Raw genomic sequence first — 15,006 nt, 5'->3', positions numbered from 1 at the left:
CCCGCATGGGTTTGACTCGCACCATGAGCAACGAGATCACCCTGCCTGAGGTCCAGGAGTTCATCGCCGGCTTCTGGTACCACTACGACCAGGGCCATTTCGACGAGCTGGCGGTCCGCATCGGCGACGACATGGAGTATCTGAGTCGCTCCGACTCCGGCAACTGCCCGTTCGAGGAACTGCTCGCCGCCGAGTTGCACGGCGGCGCGGAGACATTGGCGTGGCTGACGCAGCACCGCCTGGAGAACCCGTACCCGCTGCGCCATCACGCCACCAACGTGTTCCGCACCGGCGTCGACGGCGATATCACCACCGCCCGCTTCTACCTCTATGTCAACCAGATCACCAACAACGTGCCCTTCGACGTGTCCAGCGGAGTGGTCGACGTCGGAATCCGGCGCGCGGACCACGGCCTGGTCTTCACGTCGATGAGGGTGGTGCTCGACGCCGAGGACTCGATTCCCCTCGCCGAGTACAACGCTGCGAAGACCGCCGCGTCGCCTTCGTGAGCGCACGCGACACCTTCGGCGGCGGCGTGGCCGTCATCACCGGCGCCGGTTCGGGCATCGGCGCCGGACTCGCGCGGCACGCGTGCCGACTGGGGATGTCGGTCATGCTCGCCGACGTCGACGAGACCGCAGTGATCTCCGTGCGCGACGAACTGAACGCCTCGGGCGCCACGGCCGAACATGCGGTCTGCGATGTGCGCGACCCCGACGCCATGGTCGCGTTGGCCGAACGCACCTACGCCGGACTCGGGCCGGTGCGGCTGCTGGTCAACAACGCCGGTGTCGAACAGTTCGGGTACCTGTGGGACACCCCCGTCGACAACTGGCGGCGCGTGGTGGACGTCAATGTCAACGGGGTCTTCCACGGCATCCGGGCGTTCCTGCCGAAGATGATCGAGGCGACGACCCCGGCGTGGGTCTGGAACCTGTCCTCGATCGGCGGAGTGGCCGTGGTCCCACTGCAGGCGCCCTACATCATGAGCAAGCACGCGATCCTGGCTCTGACCGAATGTCTGCGCCTGGAGGTTCAGCTGGCCGGACATGAGCACATCCGGGTGCAGGCCGTGCTGCCGGGAGCGGTGGCATCCAACATCTTCGAATCGGCAGGCGGCGTCGACGGTGTCGCCGGCGGCGACGTCAACGCCGCCGAGGCCCAACGCGCGGCCATGCTCGACATCAAGGCCGACGCCATGGATCCGCTGGCGGCCGCCGAGGTGGTGTTCGATCAGGCCGCCGAGGACCGGTTCTATCTGCTGACGCAGCCCGACTACGTGGGATCCGCGATGGCCGAACGCGCCGAAACGCTTGCAACTCAACGCGCGCCGATGCTGCGCACGAAGCGACGATTCGACCCCGCGGCACAGTGACCACATCCGTCGGCCAGCTCGACCCCGACGCCGCGGCGCGCGTCGCGGCATTCGGACCGATGGCCCCGATGCGTGAGCGGGGTCTGGTCGCGGTGCGCGCCGCCGTCGAGGCCGCTCCCCTTCCGGAGGGACTGCCGACCATGGCGGCGATCACCGACGGCACCGCACCGGGTCCGGCCGGGCCCATCCCGCTGCGCTGCTACCGACCCACCGATGAACCGAATCCGCCTGTGCTGGTGTACTTTCACGGTGGCGGATTGGTGATGGGCACCAATCATTCCTTCGAGCCGCTGGCCCGGACCCTCGCGGCGGCCAGCGGAGCCGTCGTCGTCTCCGTCGAGTACCGGCTGGCACCGGAGTCCGCCCCGCCAGCGCAGTTCGACGACGCCTACGCGGCCACCGCGTTCGTCGCGGCCACCGCAACCGAATTCGGGGTGGATCCCACCCGGATCGCGGTCGTCGGTGACAGCGCGGGTGGCTCATTGGCCGCGGCGGTGGCGCTCGCGGCCAGGGACCGCGGGGGGCCGCCGTTGTGCGCCCAGGTGCTGCTCTACCCGGGGCTGGACCGCGACATGGGCGCACCGTCGATCACCGCGATGCCCGACGCGCCGATGCTCGGCCACGACGACATCGTCTACATGCACGAACTCGCCGACTGCGGAACACCGCCGCACGACGCGTACCGGGTGCCCGCATATGCCAGGGATCTGTCCGGACTGCCGCCGGCGATCGTGGTCACCGGTGAATGCGATCCGATCCGCGACTGGGGTGAACGTTATGCGGCGCGGCTGCGCGACTCAGGTGTTCAGACCACGTCGACCCGCTATCCCGGTGTGTACCACGGATTTCTGATGCGCTCGGACGCGACCGCGCGCGGTCGGCTGGCCGTCGCCGAGGTGGGCGCGCTGCTGCGTGCGAAGTTCGCCCACCCGATGCGTTCTGCGCCGGTGTCCCGATCACCGGGCACTCCCCCTCCGCCGCAATGAAACTCGCCAGACAATCAAGGCACCGGAATGACCAGAGGAGACCGCATGCTGACCGACGAACGGCGGATAGAGCTGTCCGACGTCTTGCGCCCCGCTTCACCGCCCGTGGAGATCGACAACGTCTACACCGACGACCAACGTGAGCGCCTGCTGAACGTGGTGCGTACGCAGGGGCCGTGGAAGCTGATCATCGCTCAGCACTTCGCGTCCGCCGAGGAATTGATGGCCACCATGAGCGGCGCCTTCCCGGAGGGTTTCACGCCGTCGCTGGACATGTTCCTCACCCCGACGTTCCGCGGCTACCTCGCCAACTACGGCGCCGTGCTCTACCCCGAACTGCACGACGTGTTCTACAACGAGCGCTTCCTCGACCATGCCAAGAGCTACTGGGGTGCCCAGTACGCCAAACCGGAGTTGATGCTGTTCAACATCAACGGCCCCTGCGCGAACCGCGATCCCGGGCACCTGGACTCACCGAGCTTCCGCGGCGTGCGCCACGAAAACGCGCCCACCTGGTTGTGCAGTGTGATGGGCAAGTCCGGTCTGTTCACCGACTACCTGATCAAGATGGCTCAGGTCATCACCTGGTTCTCACTGGACCCGGGCAGCGGCTTCACCTACTGGCCGGACGGTCCGCTCAAGCCTCCCAAACGGGTGCTGCCACCGATCAACAACCGCGGCGTCGTGGTGCAGAACGAGATGATGGTGCACCGCGGTGAGGCCAACGGACCGCTCGATCAGCAGACGCCCGCGGGGTTGGCGTTCGACACCGTGTTCACCGGCGACCCCGACGACCGCGACGCCTGGCTGCTGAAGAACGGCGAGCAGGTGATCGCGCGCCACCGCACCGACGAACTGCGCTTCCTGGTGCACTGGTCGGCCGAGGTGTTCACCGACTTCGACGAACTCAAGAAGAACATGGACGGGTCCGACGACCTGACCGTCGACAAGGCCATCGACATGCTCGTCGACAACCTCAACGCCAAAGGCGTCAAGCTCGACATCCCGAGCGCACCACTGCACGACGCCGAGTTCATCGGCGCGCTCAACGCGGCGTACGACTTCGGCGGACCCGCCAGCTACCCCGACGAAGCGCCGCTGAGCGCGTTCCAGTTCGCGTAGAAAGAGTTCGGCTCACCTGATGGTGCAGATCGCGGACAAGGTCTTCGTCGTCACCGGAGCGGCGAACGGGATGGGCAGACAGGTCGCGCTGGGACTGGTCCGTCGCGGTGCCCGGGTCGCCGCCGTCGACCTCGACGAGGACGGTCTCGGCGAGACGAAAAGGCTCTGCGCCGCGTGGGATGCCGTGTCGACCCATGCGGTGGACGTCACCGACCGCGGGGCGGTCGAGGTGCTGGCCGGACAGGTTCGCGCCGTACACGGCGTGGTCGACGGAGTCGTCAACATCGCAGGCATCATCCACCGCTTCTGTACGTTCACCGAACTGTCGGCCGACGAGACCGACCGGGTCATGAGTGTCAATTTCGGGGGCACGGTCAACATGTGCCGCACGTTCCTGCCCGAACTGCTCGAGCGGCCGGAGGCCAACCTGACCAACATGTCGAGCCTGTCGGCGTTGCTCCCCTTCGCCAGCCAGACCTTCTACGGCGCCAGCAAGGGCGCGGTCAAACAGTTCAGCGAGGGGCTGTACGCCGAACTTCTCGACACCACGGTCCGGGTCGTAACGCTGTTTCCCGGCAACATCAGCACGAACCTGACCGGGAACTCCGGTGTGCAGATGCTCGACGCGGGCGGGCGCACGGTGCGCGCGACGACACCGGAGGTCGCCGGACGGCGGATCGTCGACGGAATCGCCCGAGACAGCTTCCGGGTGGTGATCGGCACCGACGCGCGCTTCCTCGACGCGTTGAGCCGCGTCTCGGCAAAGCTGAGCACCAGATTCGTTGCCAAACAGATCAAGTCGGTGCTGTGAACGCCAAGTCATCGGATCGCGAGTACGACGTCATCGTGGTCGGCTTCGGAGCGGCAGGCGCGGCCGCCGCGATCGAGGCGGCCGATCGCGGCGCCCGGGTGCTGGTGCTCGACCGCGGCTACGGCGGCGGCGCCACCGCACTGTCCGGTGGGATCATCTACGCCGGCGGCGGCACCGACGAACAGCGCGTAGGCGGACATGTCGACACCATCGAGGACCTGCGCGCCTATCTGCGTCAGGAGGTCGGCGACGCGGTCAGCGCCGAAACTCTGGACCGGTTCTGCGCGCAGAGCCCGGATCTGATCGCCTGGCTCAAGCAGCAGGGCGTCGAGTTCCGGGGCGGGCCGGTGTCGTCGTACAAGACCTCCTACCCCACCGACGAGTACTACCTCTACTACAGCGGGAACGAGAAGGCCCACCCCTACAGTCAGCACGCCAGGCCCGCTCCCCGCGGTCATCGGGTGCTGGCGCCCGGGATGAGTTCGGGCCGAGTGTTGTTCGAGCGGCTCAGTTCGTCCGCCCGGGCCAGAGGCGTCGATGTTCTTCCGCTCGCGCGGGTGCACGATCTGATCATCGAAGACCGCCGCGTCGTCGGCGTGCGCTACCGGGCAATGGATCTCGGTCATCGCAACGCACGGCAGCATGCGGCGCTGAGCAAGGCAACCGCCAAGGCGGGCACCTGGATGCCCGGTCTGGTCCGCGGTGCGGTGGCGCGGGCCGAGCGGTTGTGGGAGGACGGCGCCGTCGCCGGCGAGGCGCGGGCCACGGCGGTGATCCTGGCCGCGGGCGGTTTCATCTACAACCGCGACTGGGTGCGCGACCACGCGCCGAAGTTCCTGAAGATCTCGCCGCTGGGCACGCCCGGCGACGACGGCGCCGGAATCAAGCTCGGCCTCGAAGCCGGCGGGATGACCGACAAGATGGGCAACGTCACGGCGTGGCGTTTCCTGGCCCCGCCCAGTGCTTTTCTCGAGGGCCTGACCGTCGGCGCCGACGGCCGTCGCATCGCCAACGAGGACCTCTACGGCGCCACACACGGCAACGTCATGATGCGTGAGTTCGACGGTGAGGGGTGGGCCGTCTACGACGCGCGCACCTGGAAGAAGGTCAAGACGCAGATCCGCACCCAGACCCAGATCTTCCAGCGACTGCAGTTGATCTACCTGTTCACCCTCGGGCACAGGAAGAGCCGCACCATCGAGGGTCTGGCGCGCAAGAACGGCATCGACCCCGCCGGTCTGCGACGCACCGTCGACGCGTACCGCGCCGGTCTGCGGTCCGGCGCCGGCGACCCGGCGCACAAGACGCCCGAGCTGTGCCCGCCGATGGCGAACGGGCCGTTCTACTCGATCGACATCTCGGCGGCGTCGTCGGTGTTCTACCCGATTCCCGGGCTCACCCTCGGCGGGCTGGTCGTCGACGAGCGGACCGGGGCCGTGGCGCATCGCGACGGCGGAACCGTGCCCGGCCTGTACGCCGCCGGTCGCACCGCGGTGGGGATCTGCTCGAACAGCTACGTCAGCGGATTGTCACTGTCGGACTGCATTTTCAGCGGCCGGCGTGCCGGTGCCGACGCCGCCGGCAGACTGCGGGAACCCGCGGCCAGCGGTTGACCTGATCCGGCGGCGGTATCAGTCGAGTGTGGTCAATTCGCCGCGCACCACCGCGTCGGCGATGGAGTCGCTCAGCGTCGAGCAGGCCAGGAAGATCCGCTGCCCGTGGCTCGCCAGCTTCTGCGCGTCGTGGCGTTCCTCGCACCGCGCCACCGCCGCGGCGTCCCATTGCACACTGGTCTGGTGCCAACTGCTCTTACGGGCGAGAACAGTTGCGGCGCAACGACGGCATCGCACCGCGACCATCGGGGCGTCGGCGAGCCGATTGTCCGGGCGGATCGGCATCAGGCAGTTCCCGACGTCAGTTTCGGTATCCGCCCCGCGGCGATGTTCTCCTCGACTTCCTTCATCCACGACTCGCGCGGTCGGCTGGTGTCGATCTCGAACTCGAAACGGTCGGTCATGTCCGGTGTCACATCGGCGATATCGACGTAGAACTGCTCGTACCACCGCCGTAGCTGGTAGACCGGGCCATCCTCCTCGACCAGCAGGGGGTTGTCGATGCGTGCCTTGTTGCGCCAGATCTCGACGTCCTGCTCGAAACCCATCTTGACGAAGTCGCCGAGCGCTACCGCCGTCTGCATCGCCAGATCGTCGGGCAGCTCGGCCGACTTCTGCACAACGATGCCGTACTGCAGGACAAACGAATTCGCGTCGATCGGGTAGTGGCAGTTGATCAGGACAGTGCGGGTGTCGCCATGTTCGTAGTGGTAGGTCAGATCGTCGATCATGAACGACGGACCGTGATAAGACGCCAACGACGTCGTTCCGAGCATCTTCACACCACCCTCGGCGGAGCCGAGATCCGGCCGTCCGGCGCTGCTCATGAACTGCGTCGCCACGTGCCCTTCGAAGATGTTCTTGAACTGCGTCGGCAGTGAGCCGTGGATGTAGAAGAAGTGCGCCATGTCGACGACGTTGTCGATGATCTCGCGGCAATTGGTGTTGACGACCGTGGTGTACCAGTGCCAGTCGGTCCAGTCGTCGCTGGTGGCACCTTCGATGCGCGGGATGGTGACCTCCGGCGGAGGCGGGTTACCTTCCGGGTCGTTCCACACGAACAGCATGCCGTCCTGCTCCAGCGTGGTCCAGGTCGCGGTCCGGGCCAGCCGGGGCACCCGCCTGCTGTACGGCACCTTCTTGCATCTGCCGTCGCCGCCCCAGCGCCAGTCGTGGAAGGGGCAGGCGATCTCGTCGCCCTTGACTCGTCCCTGCGACAGGTCGCCGCCCATGTGGCGGCAGTACCCGTCGAGGACGTTGATCCGGCCGTCGCCGCTGCGGAACACCACCAACTTCTTGCCGAACGCGAAGACCTGGTGCGGGTTGCCGTCGCCGAACTCCCTGACCAAGCCCAGACAGTGCCAGCCACGAGCGAACCGCGACGGCGCGGCGTCGGCTTCGATCTGACGAACCTCGGTGTCGGTGTTCAACGTCATAGGGCCGTTGTAGCAGTCAGCGGGACGTGCGGGACCGGTTCTGTTCCGCTCATCAGGACAGCGGTTCCGGACCGGGCCGATCCCCTCTAACTTGATCGCTTGTGACAAGCGCACCCGGGGCGACGATCCCCCACGAGTTGCCCATGACCGACACCGAGGTCGATCTGCTCGTGGTCGGGTCGGGCACGGGTATGGCCGCCGCGCTGGCCGCGCACGAACGCGGCCTCTCGGTGCTGATCGTCGAGAAATCCTGCTATGTCGGGGGTTCGACCGCCCGCTCCGGCGGTGCCCTGTGGTTGCCCGCCAGCACGGTCATCGACAACGGTGGCGGAGCCGACACCGCCGAACGCGCGAAGACCTATCTCGACGCCGTGGTCGACGGCACGGCCCCGGGACAGCGGTCCGACGCCTTCGTCGCCAACGTTGGCGCGACCGTCGACCTGTTGCACCGCGCCACCCCGATGCGCCTGTTCTGGGCCAAGGATTACTCCGATTACCATCCCGAAGCCCCGGGCGGTACCGCTGTGGGCCGCACGTGCGAATGCCGGCCGCTGGACACCGCGGTGCTGGGCGAGTACCGGTCACGGCTGCGGCCCGGCGTGATGGAGGTCAAGATCCCGATGCCGACCACCGGCGCGGACTACCGGTGGCTGAACCTGATGTCGCGGGTGCCCCGAAAGGGGCTGCCGGTGGTGGCCAAGCGTCTGGGACAGGGGGTGGGCGGACTGCTGCTCGGCCGCCGGTACGCCGCGGGTGGTCAGGCCCTGGCGGCCGGACTGTTCGCCGGGGTGCTACGCGCCGGCATTCCGATCTGGACGGACACCGCGTTGCAGCGTCTCGTCACCGACGGTGACCGGGTCAGCGCCGCGGTGGTGCGCCACGGCGGCGCCGAGATCACCGTGACCGCGCGCCGCGGTGTCGTGCTGGCCGCGGGCGGTTTCGACCACAACATGGACATGCGTTGGAAGTTCCAGTCGGAGAGGCTCGGCGAGCATGCCAGCCTCGGCGCCGACTCCAACACCGGTGACGGGATGCGGATCGCCCAGGATCTGGGTGCGGCAATCGATCTCATGGACCAGTCGTGGTGGTTCCCTGCCTTCGCGGCAGTGCCCGGAGCAGATCCCAAGGTCATGCTCGCGGAGCGGTCGCTGCCCGGTTCGATCATCGTGGACCAGAGCGGAAGCCGGTTCGTCAACGAGGCCAGCGACTACATGTCGTTCGGCCAGCGCGTGTTGGAGCGTGAACGTGCCGGCGACCCTGTCGAATCGATGTGGCTGGTGTTCGACCAGAAGTACCGCAACAGCTATGTCCTTGCCGCCGAACTGTTCCCGCGGATGCCGATCCCCGATGCCTGGTACCAGGCCGGGATTGCGCACCGTGCAGACACCTTCACCGCGCTCGCCGCGGATATGGGAGTCGACCCGTCAGCCCTCACGTCGACGATCCAACGACTCAACGAAAGTTCGGCTGCCGGAGTTGATCTCGACTTCCAGCGAGGCGCGAGCGCATACGACCGCTACTACGGCGATCCGACCGTCACACCGAACCCCAACTTGCGCGCGCTCGACCGTGGTCCGTTCTACGCCGTGAAGATGGTGTTGAGCGACCTGGGAACCTGCGGCGGTCTGCGTGCCGACGACCGCGCGCGGGTGCTCCGCGAGGACGGCAGCGCCATCCCGGGCCTGTATGCGGTCGGCAACAACGCCGGCAACGCCTTCGGCGCCACCTATCCCGGCGCCGGGGCCACCATCGCGCAGGGCCTGGTGTACGGCTACATCGCCGCCAACGATGCCGCCGAGCAGAAGTAGGACTGTCGCGACAGCCGGTCAGTCGTCGGCGTCGGCCTTCTTCTCGATCTCGTACCAGTAGTCGAGCGCCGGCCACGGGATCTGGGTGCCCGGCTCGATTCCCGCGGCGACGAAAGCGGCTTCGGCCTCGTCGAGTTCCTCGAGCATCGACGTCGCCAACTCGCGCTCGGCGGCGTAGTACCGTTCCGCCCACCGCAGTGCCACTTTCGCGTACGCCCACGACGGTTCGACGCCCGCCCACTTCGCATCCTTGGCCGCCTGGCGCGCCATGTCGTCGGCGTAGGCGATGTGCTCCTGGAGAATCTCTTTGAGCCGGGCCGGATCCGTCATGTGCCCGAACGTGACCCTCAGCATCGGGTTGTGCTTGAGCACGGGCGGATCGACGGGCGCCTCATTGGCCCATCGCCGCACCGCGTCCAGACCGGTCTGCGTGATCTTGTACAGCCGCCGGTTGCGGGTCGCGCCGGTGTTCTCCACCCGCGAGGACAGCAGTCCCAGCCGCTCCAGCTTCTTCAGCTCGGAGTAGATCTGGCTGTATGCGGGGCTGCCGTAGAAGAACCGCATGCTCCATTCGATCCATTTGCGGATGTCGTATCCCGACAATTCGTGTTCGTAGGACAGCATGCCCAGCAGCGCCCAACTGGTTGCCGTCGGCGTCGGCTTCCCCTCAGACGTGCTCTCGGCCATTCGGTCAGCCTAACAACGCCAGTTCAGCGCGCCCGGTGGCGCACCACTGGCCGGGAGGTGGCGTTGCGTCGGCACCGCCGCCCGCCGCATGCTGAGCACCATGGCCGCATCCGAACTCGCCGCACTGCGTGCGGTGTACGAGCCGCTCACGCAGTCCGTGCGCAAGCTCATCGACGTCACCATCCGTACGCAGGCGGACGCGGCGACGGCCACGGCGGCCAAAGACGCCATCGACCGCGTCACCGACGAACTCGGCACGACGCTGCTGGAGGGCTCGTTCGGAGTGCAGCACACCAGCGACGGCCAGCCCATGGTGTGGGGCAACGTGGTGATGGGGCTGCGCAACCCGGCCGCCCCACCGCTGATCGTGCACCACGAGCCAGACGGCCGCGTGTGGAGCGACGTCGTCCTCGGCGCCGCGTACGAGGGTCCCGCCGGGCATGTGCACGGCGGGGTCTGCGCGATGCTGCTCGACCACGTGCTCGGGGCCACTGCCCACAAGCCGGGTCAGCCCGCGGTCACCGGTACGCTCACCACCCGCTACCGCCGCGGCACCCGGCTCGGCTGCCCACTGCGGCTGGAGGCGCACGTCGACCGCGTCGAGGGCGTCAAGACGTTCGCCGTCGGCCGCATCACCGACCCCGAGGGCGTCACAGTGGAAGCCGACGGCATCTTCATCCACCCGCGGTGACGGCTACCTGATCGTGTAACCGCCGTCGATGAGTAGATCGGCACCGTTGACCATCCCGGCCGCGTCGGAGGCCAGATACACGGCGGCCGCGGCGATTTCGTCCGGATAGGCGAACCGGCCGGTGGGAATGAGCTTCTTGAGCGCGTCGCCGCGCGGCCCGTCCCACGCCTTGCGGCCCAATTCGGTCAGCACCACCGTCGGCGAAATCGTGTTGACCCGCACACCGCGCGGTCCCCATTCAGACGCCAGCACCTTGGTGACCCCGACGACACCGAATTTCGACGCGCAGTAGGCCACGTGCTGATCGAGCGCGACGGTGGCCGCCTGCGACGCCATGTTGACGATGGCCCCGCCGCCCGATTCGAGCATCGACGTCCCGACCGCCTGGCACATCAGGAACGTGCCCTTGAGGTTGACGTCCATGGTCGCGTCCCACGCCTTGACCGACAGTTCCGCGGCCGGGGCGAGCAGCGCGACACCGGCGCTGTTGACCAGGATGTCGACGCGCCCGAACGCTTCGAGCACCGCGTCGACGGCACCGCGCACCGAATCGGGATCGGCAACGTCGCACCGGAAACCGCGGCTGTCGGTGGGCAGCGTCGCGGCGGTGTCGACCGCGCCCTTCTGGTCGAGGTCGACGACGGCGACGCTGGCACCCTTACGCGCGAAGGCGGCGGCGATGGCCGCCCCGATGCCGGCTGCTCCGCCGGTCACGAGGGCGGCCTTGCCGTCCAGACGGAAGTCGAAGTCGACGTGGTTCTCGCTCATGTCCCTCGTTTGCTCAGGGCTGGGTCTGGCCGGGGATGCCCTCGTAGGCGATGTCGCCGGTCTCGAGGTTCTTCTTGGTCAGATCGCTCAGTCCGTCGAGGAACTGCTGGCGTTCGGTGACCACGTGCTCGATGGCGACGTCGACGTTCTCCTTGGTGATCGCGGGCATGACGTACACCGGTTTGGTGTTGACCTGTTCGCCCTTGGCCAGCGCGTTGGCGACGGCCAGTCCCGCCGCGAGTTCCACCGTGCCGTTCTGCAGCGAGGTGCCGATGAACTCGCCGCTCTTGACCGCGTTGAGACCGTCCTCGATACCGTCGATCCCGACGACCGGCACCCCGGTGCGGCCGGACTCCTTGAGCGCCTGCAGCGCACCGAGACCCATGTCGTCGTTCTGCGCGACGACGCCGTCGATCTGCGGCCCGAAGCCCGAGATCCAGTTCTTCATCTTGTTGACGGCCTCGTCGCGCTTCCAGTTCGCGGTGTCCTTGGCGAGCACCTTGATGTCGGGGTACTTGGCCAGGGTCTGCTCGATGCCCTTGCTGCGGTCGAGTTCACCGGACTGGCCGAGGGGACCCTGCAGGACGACGATGTTGCCGCGGCCGCCGAGGCGGTCGGCCATCATCTGCATCTCCTGGGCGCCGGCGGCGACGTCGTCGGGTTGGACGCTGGCCGCGACGTCCGGGCTGTCGAGCGCCGCGTTGACCGGTACGAGCGGGATCCCCGCGGCCTTGGCGGCGGACACCTGCGGGGCCAGGGAGTCGGCCTGCACCGGTACGACGATGATCGCGTCGACGCCCTGGTTGATGTAGGAGTCCACCTGGCTGGCTTGAGTGGACACATCCAGATTCGCCGAGTTCCACACCAACTCGATGTTGTTGTCCTCGGCGTAGGCCTCCATGCCCTCCTTGCCCGCGGTGATGAACGAACTCATGTCGTACACCGACACGCCGATGCGGGTGGTGTCGCTGCCGGTTCCGGTGTCACCGGCGCCACAGCCGGTCATCCCGACGCCCAGCGCGGCGGCCGAGGCGACCGCGAACATCTTCGTACCCAGTCTCATGTGTGCTCTTCCTGTTCGGTATTGGTGAAACATCTGCAACTTCGGTTCGGCGGCGCCGGCTATCTTCGGCGACGCGAGGACCACACATCGACCGCCACCGCCGCGACGATCAGCACGCCCTTGATGACGTCCTGCCAGTAGGCCGGCACGACCAGGATGTCGAGACCGTTGTTGAGGGTCTGAATCATCAGCAGCCCCAACGCGGTTCCCCAGACCGAGCCGCGACCGCCCATCAGGCTGGCACCGCCGATCACCACGGCGGCGATCGCGTCGAGCTCGTAACCCTGGCCCAGGTTGGGCGGCCCGGAGATGACCCGCGACGCGAGCATCACCCCGGACAGCCCGGCCAGCAGACCCGACAGGGCGTAGACGCTGAACAGCACGTTCTTGGCGTTGATACCGGCGATCTCGGCGGCGTGCCGGTTGCCGCCGACGGCGTAGACGCGCAGCCCATACGTCGTGCGCTTCATGATGACGGCCAGCGCGATGATCGCCACGATCATCAGCAGCACCGGGATCTGCAGGCCCAGGATCTTGGTGTTGGCGATCGAGCCGAACTCGGCGGGCAGCCCGTTGATCGGTGCGCCGCCGCCGATCACGTACGCCATTCCCGAACCCGCGGTCAGCGTGCCCAGGGTCGCGATGAACGGCGGGACGTTCAGCCGCGAGACCAGAACGCCGTTGATGCTGCCGACCACCAGGCCGACGAGCATCGCGACCGCGACGGTCATCCACACCTGCCCTGGGTTGGCTTTGGCGGTCGCCGCGCCCGCCATGGCCGACACGGCGATCACGCTGCCGACCGACAGGTCGATACCGCCGGTGAGGATCACCAACGTCTGGCCGAGCGCGATCAACGCGAACGGGGCGGCCGCGACGAGGATCGTGACGAGATTGTCCACTGTGCCGAATCGTGCGCTGCGGTAACTGAAGTACGCGATGACGAGCAGCATCACCAGCACCATCGCGTAGCGCAGGGCCATTCCCGCGAACCACGCGCTGGAGAACAGCCGCACCGGCTCGCCGGTGGCCGGGGAGGCCACCGTCGGGGCGCGCGAGGACGCGGTGTCTTCGCCGTCGAGCTTGGTGGTCACGATGCGGCCTCCTGATCGTGTTCGGTCGACGGGCCCGGCGGCGCGGCGTCCAGCGCGGTGGCCAGCCGGAAGACGGACTCCTGCACCGCGGGGTGGTCCAGGGCGTCGCGGTCGAGCTCGCCGACCAGCTGCCCGGCGCGCATGACGAACGCGCGGTGCGACAACCCGACGACCTCGGGCATGTCCGACGAGGCCATCAGGACCGCCATTCCCTCGGCCGCCAATTCGGTGATGATGCGGTAGATCTCGCTACGGGCGCCGACATCGACACCACGGGTCGGCTCGTCGAGCAGCAGCACGTTGACGCGGCCGGTGAGCCAGCGCGCCAGCACCACCTTCTGCTGGTTACCGCCCGAGAGGGTGCCGACCTCCTGGCCCAGCCCACGGCTACGCAGACGCACCGACGACATCGCCTCGGCGACCGCGGCATTGCGCGTTTTCCCGCGCAGCCAGCCGGCGACCGAGAACGACCCCATCCGGGGCAGGGTGGCGTTGTCGAGCACGCTCATCGACAACACCGCGCCGGCGAGCTTGCGGTCCTCGGGCACCATGGCCATTCCCGCGGTGATCGCCGCCGCCGGTTGATTGCGCGGCACGCGGCGCCCACGCACTGTCACCGTGCCCGCACTGCTGTGCCGCGCGCCGAACACCGCCTCCAGCAGTTCGGTGCGCCCGGCACCCACCAGCCCCGCGAGCCCGACGATCTCACCGGCCTTGACCGTGAAAGACACCGGGCCGGAGGCACCTTCGACCTGCAGACCCGTGACCTCGAGCACCGTCTCGTCGCCGGGCTGCGGGCGCTGCGGGAACAGCGCCTCGAGTTCGCGACCGATCATCGCGGTGACGATGTCGTCATCGGACACGTCGTCGATCCCCTCGTCGAGGATCAGTCCGCCGTCGCGCAGCACCACCACCCGGTCGGCGATAGCGCGGATTTCGGCCATTTTGTGGGTGGTGTACACCATCGCCACACCGCGGTCGCGAAGCCGGCGCACGATGCGGTAGAGACCCTCGACCTCGCGTTCGGAGATCGCCGAGGTCGGCTCGTCGAGCATCAGCACCCTGGCACCGGTCCGGGCGGCCTTGACGATTTCGACGATCTGGCGCAGACCGACCGGCAGGCTGCCGATCCGCGCGGTCGGTGAGATCGCCACATCGAACACCGCCAGCGTCTGCATGGCCTCCTCGATCATCGCCCGCCGGTTGAGGAATGGTCCGCGGGTCAGCTCGCGCCCGACGAACAGGTTTTCGTACACGGTGAGGTCTTCGATCGAGGCGAGCTCCTGCGGAACGATCGCCACCCCGTGCCTGACCGCGTCGCGGGTGTTTCCCGACGCCAGGAGTTCTCCGTTCACGGCCACCGTGCCGGTGTCGGCACTGTACTGGCCGGAGATGATCTTCATCAGCGTCGACTTGCCCGCACCGTTCTCCCCCGCCAGCGCGGTCACGGTGCCGGGCGCAAGGCTCAGGTTCACCCCCTCGAGCACGGGTACACCCCCGAAACTCTTCGTGAGTCCCGTACATTCGAGCAGCGGCGCGGTCATCCTCCGGT

The 15,006-nt window shown here is 67.8% G+C and carries 15 protein-coding genes; 8 read left to right on the top strand and 7 right to left on the bottom strand.

Annotated features, from left to right (window positions below):
- Window positions 1-23 precede the first annotated feature (23 nt).
- From BHQ18_RS10105 to BHQ18_RS10080, 6 genes are read left to right on the top strand one after another with little or no spacing between them, the layout of a single operon-like run.
- The gene (locus BHQ18_RS10105) at window positions 24-509 is read left to right on the top strand and encodes a polyketide cyclase (protein ID WP_069413463.1); all 486 of its coding nucleotides are present in this window, start codon (window positions 24-26) and stop codon (window positions 507-509) included.
- Complete coding sequence (locus BHQ18_RS10100; RefSeq protein ID WP_069413462.1) at window positions 506-1,375, top strand: SDR family oxidoreductase; 870 nt, start codon at window positions 506-508, stop codon at window positions 1,373-1,375. The genes BHQ18_RS10105 and BHQ18_RS10100 overlap by 4 nt, the downstream gene beginning before the upstream one ends.
- A 59-nt stretch (window positions 1,376-1,434) precedes the next feature.
- Window positions 1,435-2,361: an alpha/beta hydrolase gene (locus BHQ18_RS10095; RefSeq protein ID WP_069413628.1), complete on the top strand. Its 927-nt coding sequence runs from the start codon at window positions 1,435-1,437 to the stop codon at window positions 2,359-2,361.
- 45 nt (window positions 2,362-2,406) lie between these two features.
- Window positions 2,407-3,483 (top strand): hypothetical protein, encoded by a 1,077-nt coding sequence (locus BHQ18_RS10090; protein ID WP_069413461.1) that lies wholly within the window; start codon window positions 2,407-2,409, stop codon window positions 3,481-3,483.
- Window positions 3,484-3,505: 22 nt separating this feature from the next.
- Window positions 3,506-4,294 (top strand): SDR family NAD(P)-dependent oxidoreductase, encoded by a 789-nt coding sequence (locus BHQ18_RS10085; RefSeq protein WP_069413627.1) that lies wholly within the window; start codon window positions 3,506-3,508, stop codon window positions 4,292-4,294.
- On the top strand, window positions 4,291-5,907 hold the full coding sequence (locus BHQ18_RS10080) for an FAD-binding protein (RefSeq protein WP_069413460.1): 1,617 nt from the start codon (window positions 4,291-4,293) through the stop codon (window positions 5,905-5,907). Before BHQ18_RS10085 ends, BHQ18_RS10080 begins: the two co-directional genes overlap by 4 nt.
- An 18-nt stretch (window positions 5,908-5,925) precedes the next feature.
- On the opposite strand, the gene BHQ18_RS10075 is transcribed toward BHQ18_RS10080, so the two are convergent.
- Window positions 5,926-6,192, bottom strand: coding sequence for a ferredoxin (locus BHQ18_RS10075; RefSeq protein WP_069413459.1), 267 nt, complete (start codon window positions 6,190-6,192; stop codon window positions 5,926-5,928).
- A complete protein-coding gene (locus tag BHQ18_RS10070; RefSeq protein ID WP_069413458.1) occupies window positions 6,192-7,343 on the bottom strand; it encodes a 3-ketosteroid-9-alpha-monooxygenase, oxygenase component in 1,152 nt (383 codons plus the stop codon). Before BHQ18_RS10070 ends, BHQ18_RS10075 begins: the two co-directional genes overlap by 1 nt.
- 101 nt (window positions 7,344-7,444) lie before the next feature.
- Here BHQ18_RS10070 and BHQ18_RS10065 point away from each other — a divergent pair, with 101 nt between their 5' ends.
- The gene (locus BHQ18_RS10065; protein ID WP_084293992.1) at window positions 7,445-9,151 is read left to right on the top strand and encodes a 3-ketosteroid-delta-1-dehydrogenase; all 1,707 of its coding nucleotides are present in this window, start codon (window positions 7,445-7,447) and stop codon (window positions 9,149-9,151) included.
- Window positions 9,152-9,169: 18 nt separating this feature from the next.
- Here BHQ18_RS10065 and BHQ18_RS10060 read toward each other — a convergent pair whose 3' ends face one another.
- A complete protein-coding gene (locus tag BHQ18_RS10060) occupies window positions 9,170-9,838 on the bottom strand; it encodes a PadR family transcriptional regulator (protein WP_069413456.1) in 669 nt (222 codons plus the stop codon).
- A gap of 88 nt (window positions 9,839-9,926) precedes the next feature.
- Between BHQ18_RS10060 and BHQ18_RS10055 the strand changes: the two genes are divergently transcribed.
- On the top strand, window positions 9,927-10,529 hold the full coding sequence (locus tag BHQ18_RS10055) for a PaaI family thioesterase (RefSeq protein ID WP_069413455.1): 603 nt from the start codon (window positions 9,927-9,929) through the stop codon (window positions 10,527-10,529).
- Between the two features lie 3 nt (window positions 10,530-10,532).
- On the opposite strand, the gene BHQ18_RS10050 is transcribed toward BHQ18_RS10055, so the two are convergent.
- From BHQ18_RS10050 to BHQ18_RS10035, 4 genes are read right to left on the bottom strand one after another with little or no spacing between them, the layout of a single operon-like run.
- A complete protein-coding gene (locus tag BHQ18_RS10050; protein WP_069413454.1) occupies window positions 10,533-11,297 on the bottom strand; it encodes an SDR family oxidoreductase in 765 nt (254 codons plus the stop codon).
- Window positions 11,298-11,310: 13 nt separating this feature from the next.
- The gene (locus tag BHQ18_RS10045) at window positions 11,311-12,360 is read right to left on the bottom strand and encodes a substrate-binding domain-containing protein (protein WP_069413453.1); all 1,050 of its coding nucleotides are present in this window, start codon (window positions 12,358-12,360) and stop codon (window positions 11,311-11,313) included.
- 59 nt (window positions 12,361-12,419) lie between these two features.
- Entirely contained in the window at window positions 12,420-13,454 is a 1,035-nt protein-coding gene (locus tag BHQ18_RS10040) for an ABC transporter permease (RefSeq protein ID WP_069413452.1), read from the bottom strand.
- Window positions 13,451-14,998, bottom strand: a complete 1,548-nt coding sequence (locus BHQ18_RS10035; protein ID WP_069413451.1) for a sugar ABC transporter ATP-binding protein — start codon at window positions 14,996-14,998, stop codon at window positions 13,451-13,453. Before BHQ18_RS10035 ends, BHQ18_RS10040 begins: the two co-directional genes overlap by 4 nt.
- Window positions 14,999-15,006: the final 8 nt, after the last annotated feature.

It is taken from the genome of Mycolicibacterium flavescens, from assembly GCF_001722335.1.
In the GTDB taxonomy this organism is placed as follows: Bacteria; Actinomycetota; Actinomycetes; order Mycobacteriales; family Mycobacteriaceae; genus Mycobacterium; species Mycobacterium flavescens.
Note: the sequence above shows the minus strand (reverse complement) of the source record. Positions and strands in the feature narration are given on the sequence as shown.

What these genes read in the sequence shown, in the direction of transcription:
- BHQ18_RS10105 (WP_069413463.1), top strand. Translation starts at nt 24, where the DNA reads ATGAGCAACGAGATCACCCTGCCTGAGGTCCAGGAGTTCATCGCCGGC.
- BHQ18_RS10095 (WP_069413628.1), top strand. Translation starts at nt 1,435, where the DNA reads ATGGCCCCGATGCGTGAGCGGGGTCTGGTCGCGGTGCGCGCCGCCGTC.
- BHQ18_RS10090 (WP_069413461.1), top strand. Translation starts at nt 2,407, where the DNA reads ATGCTGACCGACGAACGGCGGATAGAGCTGTCCGACGTCTTGCGCCCC.
- BHQ18_RS10075 (WP_069413459.1), bottom strand. Translation starts at nt 6,192, where the DNA reads ATGCCGATCCGCCCGGACAATCGGCTCGCCGACGCCCCGATGGTCGCG.
- BHQ18_RS10070 (WP_069413458.1), bottom strand. Translation starts at nt 7,343, where the DNA reads ATGACGTTGAACACCGACACCGAGGTTCGTCAGATCGAAGCCGACGCC.
- BHQ18_RS10060 (WP_069413456.1), bottom strand. Translation starts at nt 9,838, where the DNA reads ATGGCCGAGAGCACGTCTGAGGGGAAGCCGACGCCGACGGCAACCAGT.
- BHQ18_RS10055 (WP_069413455.1), top strand. Translation starts at nt 9,927, where the DNA reads ATGCTGAGCACCATGGCCGCATCCGAACTCGCCGCACTGCGTGCGGTG.
- BHQ18_RS10050 (WP_069413454.1), bottom strand. Translation starts at nt 11,297, where the DNA reads ATGAGCGAGAACCACGTCGACTTCGACTTCCGTCTGGACGGCAAGGCC.
- BHQ18_RS10045 (WP_069413453.1), bottom strand. Translation starts at nt 12,360, where the DNA reads ATGAGACTGGGTACGAAGATGTTCGCGGTCGCCTCGGCCGCCGCGCTG.
- BHQ18_RS10035 (WP_069413451.1), bottom strand. Translation starts at nt 14,998, where the DNA reads ATGACCGCGCCGCTGCTCGAATGTACGGGACTCACGAAGAGTTTCGGG.